The organism is Rhizobacter sp. P2_H3, assembly GCF_056403355.1.
The window spans coordinates 15,777-35,532 of record NZ_JBFUFQ010000022.1 but is presented as its reverse complement, the minus strand read 5'-3'; the positions used below and the strand labels follow the sequence as shown (position 1 = coordinate 35,532).

The window sequence follows — 19,756 nt, the reverse complement described above, 5'->3', positions numbered from 1 at the left end:
CGCAAGGCCGGGAAGGCCTTGCGCAGAGGATACGACGGCAGCCCCGGTTCAGGGCAACTTCGGCCGATGCGCCGCATCCGGCGCCGCGATCCACGCCTGCAGCTCCGCCACCCGCGCATGCTTCGGCGCCAGCCCGACGAAGGTCGTGTAGGCCTTCAGCGCCTTCGCATCGTCACCGGCCTGCAGCTGCGCATCGCCCAGGTTCAGGTAGGCCAGCGCGCGGCTGCCGTCCATCTCGATCGCGCGCTCGAACCAGCGCGCCGCCTCGGCCGGCTTGCCGCGCTTGAAGTAGACGAAGCCGAGGTTGTTGGCCGCCAGCGCGAACACCGGCTGCAGCTTCAGCGCCTCGGTGAAGGCGGCCTCGGCCTCGTCGTAGCGGCGCTCGCGGTACAGCGCGAGGCCACGGTCGTTGGCACGCTGCGCGGCGACGCGCGGCGCCACCGGCGCGGCGGCCGGCGTCGAGAGCTTCACGTCGCCGCCCTCCAGGTTCTTGACAACGACCTGCACGTCCTTCGCGGCGCCCTTGCCCGCGCCGGCCTGCAGTGCCGCCGTCTTCGCATCGTCGAGCCGCTTGTTCAACTGGCTCGCCTCGGCATCGAGCTGCGGTGAATCGCCGCTCAGGGCTTCGCGGTCGGCGGCCACTGTGAACACGAATTCACCGCCCTCCGAGCCCGGCAGGCTGCCGAAGGCGGGCGTCTGGCGCGCGATCGCCGACACCGCGGGCGCCACGTAGGCGGCCAGCTCGGTGGCGGTGATCACGCTGTCGTCGTTCAGGTCGGCCTTGCCGTTCAGCGCCTGCAGCAAGGTCCAGGTGAACACCGAGTGGCCGCCCGGTCCGTCGTCGGCGACCTGCTGGTCGACACCGCCGGCGGTCAGCATCTGCCGGCCCAGGCGGCGTGCGTTGTCCCTCAGGAAGCTGTCGGTCTTCGGCGCGCCACCACCGCGCGTCAACCCGAGGCCGGAGTAGCAGGCGTCGATCAGGAACAGCACGTGCTTCGCCGGGGTGGCTTCGGCCACCTCCTGCAACTGCGGCATCGAGATCGCATCGGAGGCGAAATCCACCTGCGCCGCGTCCACCGGAATCAGGTAGCCCACGTCGCGGCCGCTGGCCAGCTTGCGCGTGCCGCCGTGGCCGGCATAGAACACCAGTACCCGGTCGTCGCGCTTGAGCTTCTTCGGGTCCGCCAGCTTCTCGTTCAGCACGCGCAGGATGTTGGTGCGCGTCGCCTCGCCGTCGTACAGCGCGGTCACGTTCTCCGGCTTGAAGCCGAAGCGCGACACCAGCGTCTCCTGCACCGCGCGCGCATCGCGCACCGCATGGTGCAGCTGCGGCCACTTCGCGTACTGGTCGATGCCGATCACCAGCGCATGGCTGTCGCGGTACAGCGTGTCGGCATCCCCGGGCGGCGCCGCATCCGGCGCGGCCTTGCGCGGCGCGTTGACGACGAATTTGCCGTCGCGCCAGGTCGCGAAGCGGTAGCCGTCGGCCGACAGCTGGTCGAGCACCAGCGGCAACGCCTGCACGGTGCGGCCCTGGATGTCGTGGAACAGGATCACGCCGCGGCCGGCGCGCTCCACCTCGCTGAGCACGCGCTCGGCAATGCTCTTGGGCACCGGGTCGGCCCAGTCCATCGAGTCGACGTTCCACATCATCGAGCGCAGCTTCAGCGCCTCGACGGTGCTCAGCGCGCCCTCGTTGCGCGCGCCGTACGGGAAGCGGAACAGCGACGACGGCTGGCGCCCGGTCGCGTCGAGCAGCGCCTCGGTCTGGGTGGTCTCGGTGCGCACCGCGTCGTCGCTCAGCTTGGCCATCACGCTGTGCGTGAAGCTGTGGTCGGCGAGCTGGTGGCCGGCCTGCAGCACCCGCTTCGCGACCGCGCCGTTCGGGCCCAGCTTCGCGTGGCCCTGCGCGTCGACGGTGCCGAGGTTGCGGCCGAGGTTGAAGAAGATCGCCGGTGCGTCGTAGCGCTTCAGGATGTCGAGGATGTCGTCGGTGTACTTCGGGTGCGGACCGTCGTCGAAGGTCAGCACCACGGTCTTCGGCGGCAGCGAGCCGCCGAAGATCTCGCGCGAATCGGCCTCTTCGGCCACGCCGGATTTCGTCGATGCCGCGGTGTACGGCACGATGGTCGCGTAGTCCTTCAGGATCTGCTCGCGGTTGTAGAGCTTGGCCAGCTTCGCGACGTAGTCGGCCCACTTCTCGCGCTGCAGCTCGATGCCGCGCTTCGCGAAGCGGCCGAACACGTCCTTCAGCTCGCGGTCGTAGGCCTGCTCCACCTCGGCCAGCACCGCCAGGTCTTCATTGGCGCGGCGCGCGAGCTTCAGGCCGGCGATCGACTGCGACTGGGCGTACTGGGCCGCGAGGCGGGTCAGGAATTCCTTGAAGGCGAGGCGGTCGGCGTCGAACCAGCTCGGCTCGCTCTCGATGCGGTCGAGCAAGGCTTCGAGCGCCGGCAGCGTCGCGGGGTTGGCCGTATCGGCCGCGGCGGCGGCGAGCGCATCGACACGCTCCTGCAGGTCGTGGAACAGCAACTGGCCGACGGCCCCGACCGCGCGGCGCTCGGCCGGCTTCAGCGCGCGTTCGCCGGTCATCAGCACGATCATCTGGCGGTGCGCGGCGAGCACGCCGTCGGCGCGTTGCTGGAGCTGGGCGGCGAGGGTCGATGCGCTCGCCGGAGCGGACGCCGCCGCGCTGGCGGCCGCGACGGGCACGGACGCGGCGGAAGCCGGCACGCCCGCTGCAGGGGTCGTGCTGCCGCTCCGGTTGCAGCCCACTAGCGACGCGGTCAGGACACAGCACAGGAGCGGCCCGCAGGCGCGAAGAAGGGCGTTGGGCATCGACGGCGTCACAGGGGGTGGCGGGAGCATGTATTTCATCACCGAACCGGGGCGCCTAAAATCGCGGCCGTCTCCAGCCTCGCGCTTCCCCCGGTCCCCACTGCGGCCCGTCGCGCCGCCCCCGCCATGAACCTCTCTGCCCTCTCCGCCCTGTCCCCACTCGACGGCCGCTATGCCGCGAAGGTCGCCGCCTTGCGCCCGTTGCTCAGCGAGTACGGCCTGATGCACCGCCGCGTGCAGGTGGAGGTGGAGTGGTTCATCGCGCTGTCCGATGCCGGCCTCGCCGAATTCAAGCCGCTCAGCGAGGCCGCGCGCGGCCTGCTGCGAGGGCTGGTGGCGCGCTTCAGCGAAGCCGATGCCCAGGCCATCAAGGACATCGAGCGCACCACCAACCACGACGTGAAGGCGGTCGAGTACTGGCTGAAGGGCCGCTTCGAATCGAATGCCGAGCTGAAGGGCGCCGGCGAGTTCGTGCACTTCGCCTGCACCAGCGAGGACATCAACAACACCAGCCACGGCCTGATGCTGAAGGCCGCGCGAACCGAGGTGCTGCTGCCGACGCTGGACCGCATCGTCGACAGCCTCACCGCGCTGTCGGTCGAGCTGGCCGAGGTGCCGATGCTCAGCCGCACGCACGGCCAGACGGCCAGCCCCACCACCGTCGGCAAGGAAGTGGCCAACGTCGTCGCGCGGCTGCGCACCTCGCGCGAGCGCATCGCCGGCGTGCAGCTGCTGGCCAAGATGAACGGCGCGGTCGGCAACTACAACGCCCACCTGGCCGCCTACCCCGAGGTCGACTGGGAGGCCTTCTCGAAGCGCGTGATCGAAGGCGCGCTCGGCCTGAGCTTCAACGCGTACACGATCCAGATCGAGCCGCACGACTACATGGCCGAGCTGTTCGATGCGGTCACGCGCACCAACACCATCCTGATCGACTGGTCGCGCGACGTCTGGGGCTACATCAGCCTCGGCTACTTCAAGCAGCGCACCAAGGAAGGCGAGATCGGCTCCAGCACGATGCCGCACAAGGTCAACCCGATCGACTTCGAGAACGCCGAAGGCAACTTCGGCCTCGCCAACGCGCTGCTGACCCACCTGAGCCAGAAGCTGCCGATCAGCCGCTGGCAGCGCGACCTGACCGACAGCACGGTGCTGCGCAACATGGGCGTGGCGCTCGGCTACGCGGTGCTGGGCTACGACAGCCTGCTGCGCGGGCTGGGCAAGCTGGAGGTGAACCGCGAGGCCCTCGCCGCCGACCTCGACAGCGCCTGGGAGGTGCTGGCCGAGCCGATCCAGACCGTGATGCGGCGCTACAAGCTCGCCAACCCGTACGAGCGCCTGAAGGAGCTGACGCGCGGCAAGACGATCACGCGCGAAGCGATCCAGCAGTTCATCGGCACGCTGGAGATCCCGCAGGCCGAACGCGAACGGCTGCTCGCGATGACGCCGGGCAGCTACACCGGGATCGGGGCCGAGCTGGCGAAGCGCATCGGCACGCCGCGGCGCTGAAGGCCGCGGGCGCCGGTCCGATCTGGAACATCCTGGTGGCGGATGCCACTCAGGAGAATCGCAGATCGACGGGGGTGGAGCGTGGACATCATCGGCAAGGCGCTGAAGCGCAGCAATACCTCCTCGAGAGAGCGCGGCGCCCTGCCCACGCTGCGGCCTGAACCGAACGACCGGTCATCACCGAATCTTCAGAATATCAAGCTGCACGACCTCGCTGTGACGGGGCCGGTGGCGGCGTTCTTTCGCCGGTGGGAACTGCCGTCATCCCGAGACGACGTGTCGCAGGTCATGCGCTTTTGCATTCGCCACAAGAAAGGCGATGGAGCCGCGGTGTTGGTCAAGGCGCTCTTCGAGCGAGATGGCGGCGGTGCCGTGACCTTGCACTTCGGATGCCCATTTCCAGTCGACGAGCAAGGCCCCCTGACGGACGATGATCTGAAGTTCCTGGTGCGCTGGATCAGGGAGCGGATGCCCGCGTTGCCGGAGGTGCCGGTCCAGCTCGATCTCAGCGGCAATCACCTCACCGCGGAGGGCCTGACGCAACTCACCACGGGCCTGCAAGACACCCCGCAGCTGCAGGCGCTCGATCTTTCTCGCAATCGCTTCCTGACGCAACCCTTGACACGCCAGGACACGACAAGAAGAACCATCTGCAGGAAGCTCACCTCCCCGCGCCAGCCGAAAGAGCCGCTGCGGGCCGGCGACGCGATCGGCGAACTGCTGGCCTGCCTCCAACTCCGACGCTTGTGGCTGAGCGGCAACCCATTCGCGAGGGAAGATCGCGAGCGCATCCTCTGCGCGGTCGTCTTGGACAGCCCCGCGCTGTGCGCATTGGGCATGTCGGATTGCGCGCTCTCGGAAGCCGACATCAAGATTCTGGTCCAGCAGGATAGACGCAAGGGCTGGCGCCATTTGGCCCTGGGCACGAAGTTGACGGAAGGTGCGATGGAGTCCATCACTGCACTCCTGCGCACCAGCGAGACCCTCGAGACGCTGGATCTGGGAACAACCGAACCGTATTCGTTCCTCTCGGTCACCGAGCTGTTCCATGCGCTTGACGGCAATCACAGCCTGAAGCGCCTGTCCGTGGCCGGGCACAGCCTGAGAGGCAACGGGCCTGCCGTGACGCAGGCACTGCGGAGGAACACCTGCCTGCGCGCGCTGGACATGTCGGGCAGCGACATCTCGATGAAGCTTCTCGATGCGTTGGTACGAGCCCTGTCGCAGCAGGAAGGTTTCAGCCCCAACGAAACCCTGACGACACTGATCCTGCCGGAGTTCGGCTCCGGGACCGTTGATCACGACAAGAAAGAATTGAGCAAGGCAAAGCTCTCCTTTGCCATCAACCGCAATCGCGCCACGCAATTGCCGGCCGATACCTTGGGAGCCTTCCTGGCCTGTTGCGCACCCGCAGTCGCCGTGCCGCCGGAACTGCGCAGCACGATCGTTGACTACATTCGAGCCTCCGAGCGCGAAGCGATCACACCGGCCTGCGTGGTCCGCAAGCCAGATCCCACATCGGCAGGTCGTGCGGCGCCAAGGATCTGGCTGGAGGTCCGCAGCCCACGCACATAAAATCCCCACCATGAAATTCACCGACCAGCTGCGCCGCGCCGAACGCCGCAACGATTCCCTGCTCTGCGTGGGGCTCGATCCCGATCCGGCGAAGTTCCCCGGCACCTGGAAGGGCGATGCGTCCCGCATCTACGACTTCTGCGCCGCGATCGTCGATGCCACGAAAGACCTGGTGATCGCCTTCAAGCCGCAGATCGCCTACTTCGCCGGCCACCGCGCCGAAGACCAGCTGGAGCGCCTGATGGCCCACATCAAGCGCGTCGCACCCGAGGTGCCGGTGATCCTCGACGCGAAGCGCGGCGACATCGGCGCCACCGCCGAACAGTACGCTCGCGAGGCCTTCGAGCGCTACCAGGCCGACGCGGTCACGCTGTCGCCCTTCATGGGCTTCGATTCGATCGAGCCGTGGCTGCGCTACGGCGACAAGGGCCTGATCCTGCTGTGCCGCACCTCCAACCCCGGCGGCTCCGACCTGCAAGCGCAGCCGCTGGCGAATGGCCCAGGAGGCACAGCGGGCGAACTGCTCTACGAACGCGTCGCCCGCCTCGCGCAGGGCGACTGGAACCGCAGCGGCCAGCTCGGCCTGGTGGTCGGCGCCACCTTCCCCGGCGAGATCGCCCGCGTTCGCGAACTCGCGCCATCGCTGCCGCTGCTGATCCCCGGCGTCGGCGCGCAGGGCGGCGATGCCGCGGCCACGGTGCGCGCCGGCTGGCGTGCCGATGCGAGCATCGTCGTCAACTCGTCGCGCGCGGTGCTGTATGCCTCGAACGGCGACGATTTCGCGAGCGCCGCCCGCCGCGTCGCCCAGGCCACCCGCCTTGAGTTGAACGCGCACAAGCCCGCCGCCTGACGCGTCGGCTGGGGCCGCTTCAGTCCTTCAGCAGCCCCTCGGCGCGCAGCGCCTGCTGCACCGCCGGCCGGGCCGACACCCGGGCCATCCACGCGCGCAGCTGCGGAAAGTCCGACAGCGGGATGCCGAGGACGTTGCTCCAGCTCACGATCGTGAAGCCGTAGGCGTCGGCGACGCTGTAGTCGCCGGCCAGGAACTCGCGCGTCGCGAGGTGCTGCTCCATGTCGGCGAAACGCGCGGCGAGCTTCAGCTTCGCGTCGCGCTTCGTGCTGTCGGCCGTCTCCTTGTGCCACAGCCACGGGCTGAAGGTCTTGTGCAGCTCGGTGCTGGCGAAGGTCAGCCACTCGGTCACCTCGAGTCGGCGGCGGCTGCCCGGTGCACCGATCAGCGCGTGCGAGCCGTCGAGCCCCGCCACGTGCTGCAGCAGCGCGGCGCCTTCGGTGTGACGCGAGCCGTCGTCGAACTCCAGCAGCGGCACGTAGCCGCGCGGCGAGATCTCGAAGTAGTTGCCGCCGCCATCGGCCAGCGTGTGGGTCGCGAGGTCGACCTGGTGCGCCTCGAAGGCGACGCCGGCCTCGCGCAGCGCGATGTGGACGGCCAGCGAGCAGGCGCCGGGGGCGAAATAGAGCTTCATGGGAAAGTCCTGTTGAGGTGTCGAGGCGGTGAATCTAGGATTGCGCCGTTGCATTTGAAATAGGCAGGCAGGCAAGCGATGGATGCACAGACGCAATCAAACGGAAGCTCGCCGATCGGCGCCGGCGAGCTGGCCGTGCTGCTGGCGCTGGTGCGCGGCGGCACGCTGGCGGCGGCCGGCGCGCTGGCCGGCGTCGACGGTTCGACGGTGTTCCGCACCGTGCAGCGCTGCGAGAAGGCGCTCGGCCAGCGGCTCTTCGAGCGCTCGCGCAGCGGCTACCTCGCGACCGAGCTGGGGCTGCAGCTCGCGCAACATGCCGAGCGCATCGAGGCCGAGCTGGAGTCGGCGCGCAGCGCGGCGCGGCTCGATGCCGGCGCGGTCGGCGGCCTGGTGCGCATCAGCACCACCGACACGATCCTGAACGGCCTGCTGCTGCCGGCACTGGCCGGCCTGGCGGCGGCGCACCCGCTGCTGCGGCTGGAGATCACCGCGCGCAACGAGCTCGTGAACCTGTCGCAGCGCGAAGCCGACATCGCCTTGCGCGCGACGGTCAAGCCGCCGCCGCACGTCGTCGGCCGCGAGCTGGGGCCGATCCGCTCGGCGGTCTACGGGCTGAAGCCGGCGATGCGGCAGCGCAAGCCGATCGACCTGGCCGACCTGGCGACAGCGCGCTGGATCGCCGTCGACGATGCGCTGCCCGAACACCCCTCGGTGCGCTGGCGCAGGAAGCACCTGCCGAAGGTGGAGCCGGTGCTGCGCGTCAACAGCGTGCAGTCGGTGGTCGATGCGATCGCCGCCGGGCTGGGCGTCGGCATCGCGCCGGTGTTCCTCGCGTCGCAGCGGCGCGCGCTGCAGCCGCTCGGCGAACCGCTGGCCGAATGCGAGACGCAGCTGTGGCTGCTGACGCATCCGGAGTCGCGCCACCTGCGACGCATCGCGGTGGTGGCGGCGCACCTGGCATCGGCCCTGCGGATGGATGCGCACCCACCCGCCGCCTGACCCCTCGTGACCCCTTGCCGAAGGCAGCGCGCCGTGCAGTCCTGCACGGCACGCCGGCAAAACCGGGAAAACCACCCCGTCACGGCCGCGGCGCAGTGCCACACTCGGCGGCACCGCGCAGGTCGTCAACGCGCGGACCCTCGCCGTGCCGCTCTCCTCGCCTTTGCCCCTTCTGCCGCGCGAACCGCTGGACCGGCTGGTGGCCCGGTTGTTCTTCGGCGTCGGCGTCACGATCTCGCTGCTGGGCGCGCTGATCTACCTGTCGCCCGCCCTGCCCACCCGCCCCGGCATGCGGGCCCTGCTGGTCGGCGATTGCCTGGTGCTGGCAGCGTGCTTCGCGCTCGGCCTGTGGGGCCTGCGCCGCATGGCGCTGCCGAAACTGGTGCATGTGATGGGCTGGATCGCCGCCATCGCGGTGCTGATCACCGCGATCGGCCTCGGCCAGGGCGTGCATGCGCTGAACCTCGGCTACCTCGGGCTGCTGATCTGCGTCGTCACCGTGCTGTCGAGCCCGGCCGCGGGCATCGTGCTGACGCTTGCGATGGCTGCGGCGGTCGCGGGCCTGGCCCTGGCGAACAACAAGGGCTGGCTGCCCGGGCCGATCCCGTCGGATGCCATCCCGCTGCCGGTGCGCGTGCTGACGCACTGGCTGATCTTCGCGTCGGGCGCGACCTGCGGGATGCTGATCGCCGGCGTGGTGCGCCGCGCGCTCGGCGAGGCGCGCGACCGCGAGGAGCGCTTCCGCAGCCTGCTGCTGATGGCGGCCGACTGGTACTGGGAGCTCGATGCCGACCTGCGCTTCACGCACATCAGCGACAAGCTGAACCAGTACTCCGGCATCGACGCGGCGGAGCGCCTGGGCCGCCGCCCGTGGGAGATGCCGCAGATCGGGCTGGACGCCGACACGCTGGCCCGCCACCGCGCCGACCTCGAAGCCCACCTGCCGTTCAGCAACCTGATGGCCAGCCGCCCGGGCGAGCACGGCGAGCTGCGCCACAGCGTGGTCAGCGGCCGGCCGCGCTTCGATGCCGATGGCCGCTTCCTCGGCTACTGGGGGCTGGGCCGCGACATCACCGCCGAGGTCGAGGCACGCCGCGCCACCGCCGAGAGCGAGCGCCGCTACCGCGAGCTGTTCCAGCGCTCGCCGACCGCGCTGGTGCTGCACCGCCACGGCATTGCGGTCGACGCCAACGATGCGGCCGCGCGCATGTTCGGCTTCGCGTCGGCCGCCGCGATGAAGGGTTTCGACCTGACAAGCCTCTACCCCGACGACGAAGCGCGGGAACAGGTTCGCCGGCGCGTCGCGACGCTGGAGGCGCTGCCCGTCGGCGAGGGCCTGGGCGTCGCCGACTCCACCCTGGTCTCGCTGGACCATCGACCGCTGAGCGTGCAGGCCTCGGGCATGCGGGTCAGCGCACCCGACGGCCCGGCGACGCTGTCGATGTTCCACGACATCACCGCACGCGTGCAGGCCGAGACCGCACAGCGGCGCTCGCAGGCGCTGCTGTCGCACCTGGTGGCGACCAGCCCCGACTGCATCACGCTGACCGAGGTCGCGAGCGGCCGCTACGTGATGGTCAACGAGAGCTTCACGCGCATCACCGGCTGGCGCAGCGACGAGGTGGTCGGCCGCACCGCGCTCGAGATCGGCATCTGGCACCGGCAGGCGCACCGCGAGGCGCTGGTCGCGGGCCTGGCCCAGGGCGACCTGGTGACGGACCTGCCGGCCACCTTCGTGCGGCGCGACGGCAGCATCGTGTCGCTGCTGCTGTCGGCGGCGCGCTTCCGGATGGACGACCAGGACTACCTGGTGCTGAACGGCCGCGACGTGACCGAGACCGAACGGGTGCGCCTGGAGCACGAGGCGATCCTGCAGAACGCGTCGATCGGCATTGCGCTGACGCGCGACCGCCGCTTCATGCAGGCCAACCCCTGCTTCGAGGCGATGTTCCGCTGGCCGCCGGGTGCGCTGATCGGCCTGCCGGGGCAGGTGGTGTGGAGCGACGCGGCCGCCTATGCCGAGATGGGCGCGCTGGTCGGCCCGCGGCTGGCGCAGGGCGAGCCGGTGGAGGTCGAACGCATGATGCGGCGCGGCGACGGCAGCAGCTTCCTGTGCCGCCTGCTCGCGCAGGCGGTGGACCCGACGCACCCGAGCCAGGGCGGCACGATCTGGATCGCCGAGGACGTGACCGAACGGCGCGCCTTCGAGCAGGCGCTGGCCCATGCGCGCGACGTGGCCGAGGCCGCCAACCAGGCCAAGAGCGCGTTCCTCGCGAACACCAGCCACGAGATCCGCACGCCGCTGAACGGGCTGCTGGGCCTGGCGCGGCTCGCGATGCGCCCGGGGCTCGACGCGCTGCGCCGCGACCAGTACCTGGCGCAGATCCAGGACAGCGCGCAGAACCTCGCGAGCATCATCTCCGACATCCTCGACCTGTCGAAGATCGAGGCCGGCAAGCTCAGCGTCGAGGCGGTGGCCTTCGACCTGCGCGGGCTGCTGGTGGCGGTGCACCGCGCCTACCAGTCGCTCGCGCAGGCGCGCGGGCTGTCGCTGCGGCTCGCGATGACGCCCGAGGTGCCGGGCACGGTGCTCGGCGACCCGGTGCGGGTGCGGCAGATCCTCAGCAACTACCTGACCAACGGCATCAAGTTCACCGAGCGCGGCCACGTGACGCTGGACGCTTCGGTCGGCAGCGACGGCCTGGTGCAGCTCGCGGTGCTCGACACCGGCCCCGGCATCGACGAGGCGACCCAGCAGCGGCTCTTCCAGCCGTTCACGCAGGCCGATTCGTCGACGACGCGGCGCTTCGGCGGCACCGGCCTGGGGCTGTCGATCTGCAAGGAGCTGGCGACGCTGATGGGCGGGCGCGTCGGCGTCGAGAGCGCGCCGGGCCGCGGCAGCCGCTTCTGGGCCGCGCTGCCGCTGCCGGCCACGCCGGCGCGCGAGGTCGGCACCGATGCCGAATCGCTCGACACCGCATCGCTGGCCGGCGCGCACGTGCTGATGGTGGAGGACAACCCGGTCAACATGATGATCGGCGTCGCGATGCTGGAGCAGTGGGGCATCGACGTGGTGCAGGCCGTCGACGGGCTGGAGGCGCTGGCGGCGGTGCGGCGCTCGGTCGACGACGGCCGGCTGTTCGATGCGGTGCTGATGGACGTGCAGATGCCGCGGCTGAGCGGCCATGAGGCGGCACGGCAGCTGCGCGAGCGGCACCCGGCCGACGAGCTGCCGATCATCGCGCTGACGGCGGCCGCGCTGGTGTCCGAGCGCGACCAGGCGCTGGCCGCGGGAATGAACGAGTTCCTGACGAAGCCGATCGATGCGCACCGCTTGCGGCAGGCCTTGCTGCGCGCAGTGGCGCAGGCGGAAAAGCGCCCCTGACGCTACAGGACCAGCGGCAGCGCACGCTGCCGCTTGCCCGTCAGCGCATACAGCGCATTCGCCAGCGCCGGGGCCGCCGGCGGCGTGCCGGGCTCGCCCATGCCGCCGGGTGCGCGGCTGCTCGGCACCAGGTGGGTCTCGATGCGCGGGCACTCGGCCAGCGTCAGCACCTTGTAATCCGGGAAGTTGCGCTGCTTCACCGCGCCGCCCTCGATGTCGATGCGGCCGTACAGCGCCGCCGAGAGGCCGAAGATCACGCCGCTCTCCATCTGCTGCGCGACGATGCCCGGGTTCACCACCGTGCCGATGTCGGCCGCGCAGACCACGCGGTGGATGCGCGGCCGGCCATCGGCCAGCGACACCTCCATCACCTGCGCGACGATGCTGCCGAAGCTCTCGTGCAGCGCCACGCCGCGCGCCTGGCCCACCGGCAGCGGCCGGCCCCAGCCCGACTTCGCGGCAGCGAGCTTCAGCACCGCGGCATGGCGCGGCATGTCGGCCAGCAGGCCGAGCCGGAACGCCACCGGGTCCTGGTGCGCCGCCTCGGCCAGCTCGTCGATGAAGCATTCGCTGAAGAACGCATGGTGCGAATGCCCGACCGAGCGCCAGTAGCCCACCGGCACGCCGCTGTGCGTGGCGACCTGCGCGATGCGCTGGTGCGAGATGCCGTACGGCAGGTCGTACAGGCCCTCGGCCGCGCTCTTGTCCGGCGTGTCGACCGGCCCGGCCAGCGCCGGCAGCACGCGCTCGATCCAGCGCGGCGTGATCGCGTCGCCGGCCGAGGTGATCGACAGGCCCGAGACCATGCCCTTGGCGTCCAGGCTCGCCTGCATCAGCGCGACGCCGGCCGGGCGGTAGAAATCGTGCGCGATGTCCTCTTCGCGAGGCCACACCAGCTGCACCGGGTGCCCGCCGCATTCGATCGCGATGCGCACCGCCTGCGCGACGAAGTCGACGTCGAGCCGCCGCCCGAAGCCGCCGCCCAGGTAGCTGACGTGCAGCGTGACGGCCTCGAGCGGCACGCCGGCCACGCGGGCCGCGATCTCACGCGCCATGTCGGGCACCTGCGTCGGCACCCACAGCTCGACGCCGCCGTCGTGCACGCGCGCCGTGCAGTTGATCGGCTCCATCGGCGCATGCGCGAGGTAGGGGGCGCGGTACAGCGCCTCGATCTGCCGCGCGGCGCCGGTGCGCGCCTGCTGCACGTCGCCGCGGGTGTGGAACGCGAAGCCGCCGCCGCTGTGCGCGGCCTCGCGCGCGGCCTGCTCCAGCGCCTCGTCGATGCGCTTCGTGTCGGCCCCGCCGGCCGGCGGCGGCGCCCAGTCGATCTCCAGCGCCTGCGCACCGCGCCGCGCATGCCAGGTGCTGCGGCCGACGACGGCCACCGCCGCCGTCGAGCCGGCATACGGCCCGAGCCGCACGACGCGCTGCACGCCGGGCAGCTGCATCGCCGCCTCGACCTTCACGCGCTGCGGGCTGCCGCCGAGCATCGGGCAGTGGCGCACCACCGCATAGAGCTGGCCCGGCTGGCGCACGTCGAGGCCGAAGCGCGCACTGCCGTCCACCTTGGCGGCCAGGTCGGTGCGCGGCGCGGGCGTGCCGATCAGCGTCCAGTCCTTCGGGTCCTTGGTGCGCACGTCGCCGATCGGCGTCGCCGCGGCCAGCTTCGCGAGCTCGCCGAAATGCGCATGCGGACCCGACACATGGCTGACGATGCCGCCATGCACCTGCAGCTCGGCGCGCGGCAGCTTCCATTGCAGCGACGCCGCGCCCAGCAGCTGCGCGCGTGCGGTGGCCGCGGCCAGGCGCAGCACGTCCCACGCGTCGGCGACGCTCGACGAGCCGCCGGTCACGCTGACCCCCAGCTCGCGCGCGAACTTGCTCACCATCCACTGGCCCGCCTTGACGGTCGCGGTCTCGCGGCCGGGCTCGGTGTCGTCGGGATGGAAGGGCAGCGCGCCGACGAACATCGCGACGTTGCCGTACAGCGACTGCGGCGCGGCCTGCACCAGCTTCACGCGCGACAGCGGGGTGTCGAGTTCGTCGGCCACCAGCATCGCGAGCGCGGTGTGCACGCCCTGGCCCATCTCGCTGCGCGCCATCGCGAGCTGCACCTGGCCGTCGGGCTCGATGCGGATCCAGCCGTTCAGCGTCACGCCGCCGTCGGCATCCGGCAGCAGGTGCGACGTGCCGATGCGGTTGCGCGGCGGCAGCGCGCTCCAGCCGACCAGCAGCGCGCCGCCGCCGGCCAGCGCGCTCAGCAACAGGCTGCGCCGCTTCATGCGCGCGCCTCGCTGCCCTTGTCCTGCCGCGGGGCGTCGCCACGCAGCGCGGCGGCCGCCCCCTTGATCGCGTCGCGGATGCGCGGGTAGGTGCCGCAACGGCACAGGTTGGTGATGGCCGCATCGATGTCGGCATCGCTGGGCGACGGGTTCTTCGCCAGCAGGTCGGCGGCCGCCATCAGCATGCCGCTCTGGCAGTAGCCGCATTGCGGCACCTGGTGGGCGATCCACGCCTGCTGCAGCGGGTGGGGCCGGCCGGGCGCGCCCAGCGCCTCGATGGTGCGCACCGGCTTGCCCTGCACGGCCGAGAGCGGCGTCACGCACGAGCGCACCGCCTGGCCATCCACGTGCACCGTGCAGGCACCACAGGCCGCGACGCCGCAGCCGAACTTGGTGCCGGTCAGCATCAGCACGTCGCGCAGCACCCACAGCAAGGGCATGTCGGGCGCCACGGCCTCGGGCGGCAGGGGCAGCGTCTGGCCGTTGACGTTCAAGTCCATGGATCGGGTGCTCCGGTGTCGGTCCCCATTCTGGGCCGGCCACGGGCGCGCCGATGTGGCGTCAACGAAACGGGGTGTGACCGGCCGCACACGCGTCCGGGTTTATCCTGACGGGCCTTTTTCCGAATCCATCCAACGTCCCTGCCGGAGTTCCGCTGCATGAACCGTCGTCTGTCCTGCCTGGCCGCTGCCGCGGTCGCCCTCACGCTGCCTGCAGCCGCTTCCGCGCAAACCGCTTCATCGCCAGCTTCGTCCGTCACGCTGTACGGGCTGCTCGACATGTCCGCCGGACGCTTCCAGGATGCCGGTGCGCAACGCACGCTGCGCGCCGAGAGCGGCAAGATGACGTCCAGCTTCCTGGGCTTCAAGGGCGCCGAGGACCTCGGCGGCACGCTGAAGGTGAAGTTCGCGCTCGAGCACTACCTGCGCGCCGACACCGGCGCGGCCGGCCGTGCCAACGGCGAGGCGTTCTGGGGGCGCAATGCCTATGTCGGCGTCCAGGGCGATTTCGGCACCAGCACGCTCGGGCGCAACACGACGCCGCTGTTCGTCTCGACGCTGTCGTTCAACGCGATCGGCGATTCGTTCGGCTCCTCGCCGAGCATCCGCCAGGTGTTCGCGCCGAGCACCGGCCTTGCTTTCCAGGGCGACACGGCCTGGAACAACTCGCTGCTCTACAACACCTCGAACACCGAAGGCTACAACGTCGGCCTGATCGCCAACCTGGGCGAAGGCGCGCCCGGCGCGACCGGCCGCAACATCGGCGGCAACTGGGTGCTGCTGACCGACACCTGGGGCGCGACGATCGCGTACCAGCAGGTGAAGAACGGCCTGGCCGCGGTGCCGGCCGGCTTCGAGCGCCAGGAGACGCTGCAGTTCGGCGGCTCGTACGACTTCAGCGTCGCGAAGCTGTATGCGCAGGCCACGCGCGTGAAGACGCGGGCGACGGTCGACACGAAGTCGACGATCTACGGTCTGGGGGTCGCGGTGCCGGTGGGCGCGCTCGGCAAGGTCGTGGCGCAGTACGGCCAGGCGAATGCCGATTTCAACCCGGGCGAGGTGAAGAACCGCACCGTCACGCTCGGCTACGACCATGCGCTGTCGAAGCTGACCGATGCGTATGCGGTGGTGATGAGCGACCGGCTGACGAACGCCGAGAACGGCACCAGCGTCGCGGCCGGGCTGCGCGTGCGGTTCTAGGGCCTGTCGGCAGGGCGGGAAGGCGCGGCCTCGAGCGAGCGCAGGCCGGCGAGCACCGGGTCGAGACGCTCGACCACCGCCGCGAGCAGCGCGTCGAGGTCCGCCGGGCCGGCTCCGTTCGAGCAGGCATGTTCCAGCGCCCCGGCGACCGCGCACACGGCCGTCGCCCCCAGCGTGCCGGACACGCTCTTCAGGTCGTGGGCCAGGCGCGTGGCCGTGGTCATGTCGTGCGCCGCACGGGCAGCGCCGAAACGCGCCGCAAAGCCGGCTTCCCGATCCCTGAACTTGCCCAGCAGGCGCCGATAGAGTCGCTCGTCGCCCATCAGCGCGGCCAGCGCAGCAGCGCTCTCGATGCCCGGGAAACCGTGGCCCGCCCCGGCAGCGCCTGGCCGGACCCAGCGCGCCAGCGTGGCGAACATGTCGACCACGTCGATCGGCTTGGCGATGTGGTCGTTCATCCCGGCCGCCAGCACCTTCTCGCGGTCGCCGACCATCGCGTTGGCCGTCATCGCGATGATCGGCAGGTCGCGCCACGCCGGGTCGCTGCGCAATTCGCGCGTGGCCGCATAACCATCCATCACCGGCATCTGGCAGTCCATCAGCACCGCGTCGAAGCGTTCGCGCGCCAGCATCCCGATGGCTTCGCGGCCGTTGTTCGCCACCTGGACCTCGATCCGCGCGCGGCCCAGCAGGTCACTCGCCAGCTCCTGGTTGAACGGGTTGTCCTCGACCAGCAGCACGCGCGTGCCGGCCAGGGCGGCGCAGTGGCCTTGCAGCGCTTCTTCGCGCAGTCCGCTTCGCAGGGCATGCGGCCGCGGCACGCCCCGCACCTGCAGGCAGGCGTCCAGCAACGTCGAAGGCGTGACCGGCTTGGTCAGCGTCGCCGCCACGCCGAGCCGCTCGGTCGCCAGCAGGCGCGCCACTTCATCGCGGGAAAAGGCGGTGACCATCAGCAGGGTGGGTGGCGGGTGCGCCAGCGGCATGCGCGCCAGCTGCCTGGCACAGTCGACGCCGTTCATGCCCGGCATTTTCCAGTCGAGCAGGAGCAGGTCGAAGGGCTCGCCGCGTGCATCCGCCGCCGCGACCGCGTCGATGGCCTCGTGGCCCCCGCGCGCGTCCGACGCGCGCAGCCCGAGCGCGCCGGCCATCTGCACCAGGATCTCGCGCGCGGCGCCGTTGTCGTCGACGACGAGCATCCGGGCACCCGGCAGGCCGCCGTCCTGCGCAGCCGCGTCGTGGGTGGCAGGTTCAGCCCCGAGGCCGAAGCGCGCACTGAAGTGGAACCGGCTGCCGCGCCCGGGCGTGCTGTCGACCCCGAGTTCTCCTTCCATCATGTGCACCAGGTGCTGACTGATCGCAAGGCCCAGCCCGGTGCCGCCGAAGCGGCGGCTCGTCGATGAGTCGGCCTGCGAGAACGGCTTGAACAGCCGCTGCTGATCCTCGGGCGTGATGCCGATGCCGGTGTCGCGCACCTCGAAGCGCAGGCGCACCGAGCTCGCATCGCGTTCGATCACCTCGACGGCCACGACGACCTCGCCCCGTTCGGTGAACTTGACCGCGTTGTTGCCCAGGTTGATCAGCACCTGCCCCAGCCGCCAGGGGTCTCCCACGAGCATGGCGGGCAGGTCCTGCGGCAACGCGAACACCAGCTCCAGGCCCTTCTCCTCGGCGTTCATGCCGACCAGGTTCGCGAGGTCGTCCATCACGTTGCCGAGGTCGAACGTCAGGACCTCCATGTCGAGCTTGCCGGCTTCGATCTTCGAGAAGTCGAGGATGTCGTTGATGATGCGCAGCAGCGATTCGGCGGATCGGTGCACCTTGCGCATGTAGTTGTGCTGCTGCGGATCGAGGTCGCCTTGCAGCGCCAGGCGCGACATGCCGAGGATCACGTTCATCGGCGTGCGGATCTCGTGGCTCATGTTGGCGAGGAATTCGCTCTTGGCCTGGTTCGCGACCTCGGCCCGCTGCATCGCTTCGTCCAGTTCCGCGGTGCGCTCGCGCACCGCCTCCTCCAGGTGGTCGCGATGGCTGCGCAAGTCCTCGAGTGTCCGCTTGCGTGACGTGATGTCGCTGACCAGCCCGTGGCATCCGGCCGGCCCGCCGCCTTGCTGCCACGCGTTGAGCTGGACCCAGACCGGGCTGCCGTCGGCGCGCGTCAGTTGCAGTTCCATGCCGGCGATCTCGCCGTCGCGTTCGAGTGCGGCGAACAGCGAGGCCGTCTGGTCCGGCGTGAACAGGGGCCGGCGGGCGGGCGGTGCATCGTTCACGGCCGCCATCAGCTCGACGGGCGTGGCGTAGCCCATCAGCCGGGCCAGCGCCGCGTTGGCGTCATGCAGGCTCCCCGACCGGTCCAGGTGAAAGATGCCCTCCAGCGAATTCTCGAAGATCCCCCGGTAGGTCGCCTCGCTGTCGCGCAATTGCCGGGCGGAGTCGCGCAGCCGGTCCGCCATCGCGTTGACGCGCAGGGCCAGCCGGCCCAGTTCGTCGCTCGATTCGACCGCACAGCGCGCGTCCATGTCACCGATGGCGATTCGATCCACCGTCGCCTCCAGGCGTTGGATGGGCGCGCTCACCATGCGCCTGAGCAGCAGGAAGGTCGCTGCATACAGCACGGCCACGATCGCGGCGACCAGCGCGAGAATGGTCCGGCGGGCCGTGGCGATGGCCGCCTCGACCACCGCGCGCGTCAGCACGACACGGACTTCCCCGATCTTCTGCCGGGCACCGCCAGGGGGCGCGTACTCGATCGACTGCACGCGCACGATCGGGTTGACCAGGTCCCGCGACTGGATCCGGGTCACCGCGGACACCGTGCCGTCGCCGACCGTCGTGACGCTGAACTGGGCGACCTCCGGATTGGGGGCCAGCGCCGCGAGCTGGCTGTCGATCGCGGCATGGTCGACGTTCCAGAGGGGGTAGGCCAGCGAGCGGCTGAACAGTTCGGCAATGCGCGCGGCCCGGCCCTCCAGCTCCAGGAACCGACGCTCGCGCTCGCGTTCGATCAGCACATAGGCCGCAGCGAGCGCCACCAGCGCGACCAGGATCGCCAGCGCCAGCATCAGCTTGCTGTGCAAGCTGCCGGCCCGCGGGATCACCCGAAATCGCAACGCCATGTCGGTTGTTGCTCCACCGCGCTTCGCACGACCTCCGGCGCATGAAGCGCTGCCAGCGGAGGACTGAAATGGTGTATACGTTTCGATGTTAAGACAATGCCGAGCGAGCCGACAAGCGAGAGGAGTTCCCGCATGCGAAGAACGACGATCCAGGGCGTTGGCGTGCTGGCACTGCTGGCATCGCTGCTCGTGCCGTCCGGCGCGGCCGGGCAGGCCATCCGGGTGGTGGCTGCCGAGTTCCCGCCGCTGACGACCCAGGCGGGCGGCCAGCCGGGCGGCGTCGTGCTGGAGGTGGTCCGCGAGGCCTGCCGGCGGGCGGGCATTTCACCGGCGTTCAGTTTCCTGCCGTGGCAGCGGGCGCAACTGGAAACCCAGGCCGGGAACGACGTGCTGATCATTCCGTTCACCCGCACGCCCGGGCGCGAAGCGCAGTATCAATGGGTTGCACCGGTGCTGGAGTTCCATACGGTCTTCGTGACCCTCGCCACGCCGCCCTCTTCCATCGAAGAGGCGCGGACGCTGGTCGTGGGCTATGTCCGCGGCACCAGCTTCAAGGACGAGGCGGAACATGCGGCATTGCCGTATGTCGAGGAAACCGACGACGACCTGACGAATGCCCGGAAACTGAAGCTGGGACGCATCGGCGCGTGGATGACGACGGACCTGATGGCGCACGGCGTGTACCGGCAAGCCGGCTTCGACCCCACCGAACTGAAGTACGGCCCCCGCCTGGGGCCGGTCAAGGTGTCCTGGGTCGCCGCATCCCACGGTTTCCCGAAGGAGATCGCCAGGCGGATCGCTGACGCCATCGACCAGATGAGGGCGGACGGCTCCTACCAGGCGATCGTGAAGCGCTACCGATGAAGGGCGG

The 19,756-nt window shown here is 70.4% G+C and carries 12 protein-coding genes; 7 read left to right on the top strand and 5 right to left on the bottom strand.

Going from position 1 to position 19,756, the window contains the following annotated elements; all coding sequences use genetic code 11:
* Nucleotides 1-48: 48 nt before the first annotated feature.
* Nucleotides 49-2,733: a polysaccharide deacetylase family protein gene (locus AC1D1T_RS07010; protein WP_477825195.1), complete on the bottom strand. Its 2,685-nt coding sequence runs from the start codon at nucleotides 2,731-2,733 to the stop codon at nucleotides 49-51.
* A gap of 231 nt (nucleotides 2,734-2,964) precedes the next feature.
* Here AC1D1T_RS07010 and purB point away from each other — a divergent pair, with 231 nt between their 5' ends.
* The 3 genes from purB to pyrF all read left to right on the top strand — a co-directional run bounded on the left by purB (nucleotide 2,965) and on the right by pyrF (nucleotide 6,772).
* A complete protein-coding gene (gene purB, locus AC1D1T_RS07005) occupies nucleotides 2,965-4,347 on the top strand; it encodes an adenylosuccinate lyase (RefSeq protein WP_047501654.1) in 1,383 nt (460 codons plus the stop codon).
* 81 nt (nucleotides 4,348-4,428) lie between these two features.
* Nucleotides 4,429-5,922 (top strand): leucine-rich repeat domain-containing protein, encoded by a 1,494-nt coding sequence (locus tag AC1D1T_RS07000; RefSeq protein ID WP_477825196.1) that lies wholly within the window; start codon nucleotides 4,429-4,431, stop codon nucleotides 5,920-5,922.
* 10 nt (nucleotides 5,923-5,932) lie between these two features.
* Nucleotides 5,933-6,772 carry an orotidine-5'-phosphate decarboxylase gene (gene pyrF, locus AC1D1T_RS06995; RefSeq protein ID WP_477825197.1) on the top strand — a complete coding sequence of 280 codons (840 nt, stop codon included), beginning with the start codon at nucleotides 5,933-5,935 and terminating at the stop codon, nucleotides 6,770-6,772.
* A 19-nt stretch (nucleotides 6,773-6,791) separates the two neighbouring features.
* Here the strand turns inward: pyrF and AC1D1T_RS06990 are convergent, their stop codons facing one another.
* Nucleotides 6,792-7,406 (bottom strand): glutathione binding-like protein, encoded by a 615-nt coding sequence (locus tag AC1D1T_RS06990; protein WP_477825198.1) that lies wholly within the window; start codon nucleotides 7,404-7,406, stop codon nucleotides 6,792-6,794.
* 78 nt (nucleotides 7,407-7,484) lie between these two features.
* Between AC1D1T_RS06990 and AC1D1T_RS06985 the strand changes: the two genes are divergently transcribed.
* Both AC1D1T_RS06985 and AC1D1T_RS06980 read left to right on the top strand, forming a co-directional pair.
* Nucleotides 7,485-8,405 (top strand): LysR family transcriptional regulator, encoded by a 921-nt coding sequence (locus AC1D1T_RS06985; RefSeq protein ID WP_477824630.1) that lies wholly within the window; start codon nucleotides 7,485-7,487, stop codon nucleotides 8,403-8,405.
* A 145-nt stretch (nucleotides 8,406-8,550) separates the two neighbouring features.
* The gene (locus AC1D1T_RS06980; RefSeq protein ID WP_477991679.1) at nucleotides 8,551-11,790 is read left to right on the top strand and encodes a PAS domain S-box protein; all 3,240 of its coding nucleotides are present in this window, start codon (nucleotides 8,551-8,553) and stop codon (nucleotides 11,788-11,790) included.
* 2 nt (nucleotides 11,791-11,792) lie between these two features.
* Here AC1D1T_RS06980 and AC1D1T_RS06975 read toward each other — a convergent pair whose 3' ends face one another.
* Together AC1D1T_RS06975 and AC1D1T_RS06970 are read right to left on the bottom strand one after the other, a co-directional pair.
* Nucleotides 11,793-14,072, bottom strand: a complete 2,280-nt coding sequence (locus AC1D1T_RS06975) for a xanthine dehydrogenase family protein molybdopterin-binding subunit (protein WP_477824632.1) — start codon at nucleotides 14,070-14,072, stop codon at nucleotides 11,793-11,795.
* Nucleotides 14,069-14,572 carry a (2Fe-2S)-binding protein gene (locus AC1D1T_RS06970; RefSeq protein WP_477824633.1) on the bottom strand — a complete coding sequence of 168 codons (504 nt, stop codon included), beginning with the start codon at nucleotides 14,570-14,572 and terminating at the stop codon, nucleotides 14,069-14,071. Before AC1D1T_RS06970 ends, AC1D1T_RS06975 begins: the two co-directional genes overlap by 4 nt.
* Nucleotides 14,573-14,731: 159 nt before the next feature.
* Between AC1D1T_RS06970 and AC1D1T_RS06965 the strand changes: the two genes are divergently transcribed.
* Nucleotides 14,732-15,772 carry a porin gene (locus tag AC1D1T_RS06965; protein ID WP_477824634.1) on the top strand — a complete coding sequence of 347 codons (1,041 nt, stop codon included), beginning with the start codon at nucleotides 14,732-14,734 and terminating at the stop codon, nucleotides 15,770-15,772.
* On the opposite strand, the gene AC1D1T_RS06960 is transcribed toward AC1D1T_RS06965, so the two are convergent.
* Nucleotides 15,769-18,885 carry a hybrid sensor histidine kinase/response regulator gene (locus tag AC1D1T_RS06960; protein WP_477824635.1) on the bottom strand — a complete coding sequence of 1,039 codons (3,117 nt, stop codon included), beginning with the start codon at nucleotides 18,883-18,885 and terminating at the stop codon, nucleotides 15,769-15,771. The genes AC1D1T_RS06965 and AC1D1T_RS06960 overlap by 4 nt on opposite strands.
* Before the next feature lie 132 nt (nucleotides 18,886-19,017).
* Between AC1D1T_RS06960 and AC1D1T_RS06955 the strand changes: the two genes are divergently transcribed.
* Nucleotides 19,018-19,749 carry a substrate-binding periplasmic protein gene (locus tag AC1D1T_RS06955; RefSeq protein ID WP_477824636.1) on the top strand — a complete coding sequence of 244 codons (732 nt, stop codon included), beginning with the start codon at nucleotides 19,018-19,020 and terminating at the stop codon, nucleotides 19,747-19,749.
* Nucleotides 19,750-19,756 lie beyond the last annotated feature (7 nt).

Excerpts from the sequence above, each read along its gene's own strand:
- purB (WP_047501654.1), top strand. The coding sequence starts at position 2,965 with ATGAACCTCTCTGCCCTCTCCGCCCTGTCCCCACTCGACGGCCGCTAT.
- pyrF (WP_477825197.1), top strand. The coding sequence starts at position 5,933 with ATGAAATTCACCGACCAGCTGCGCCGCGCCGAACGCCGCAACGATTCC.
- AC1D1T_RS06990 (WP_477825198.1), bottom strand. The coding sequence starts at position 7,406 with ATGAAGCTCTATTTCGCCCCCGGCGCCTGCTCGCTGGCCGTCCACATC.
- AC1D1T_RS06985 (WP_477824630.1), top strand. The coding sequence starts at position 7,485 with ATGGATGCACAGACGCAATCAAACGGAAGCTCGCCGATCGGCGCCGGC.
- AC1D1T_RS06975 (WP_477824632.1), bottom strand. The coding sequence starts at position 14,072 with ATGAAGCGGCGCAGCCTGTTGCTGAGCGCGCTGGCCGGCGGCGGCGCG.
- AC1D1T_RS06970 (WP_477824633.1), bottom strand. The coding sequence starts at position 14,572 with ATGGACTTGAACGTCAACGGCCAGACGCTGCCCCTGCCGCCCGAGGCC.
- AC1D1T_RS06965 (WP_477824634.1), top strand. The coding sequence starts at position 14,732 with ATGAACCGTCGTCTGTCCTGCCTGGCCGCTGCCGCGGTCGCCCTCACG.
- AC1D1T_RS06960 (WP_477824635.1), bottom strand. The coding sequence starts at position 18,885 with ATGGCGTTGCGATTTCGGGTGATCCCGCGGGCCGGCAGCTTGCACAGC.
- AC1D1T_RS06955 (WP_477824636.1), top strand. The coding sequence starts at position 19,018 with ATGCGAAGAACGACGATCCAGGGCGTTGGCGTGCTGGCACTGCTGGCA.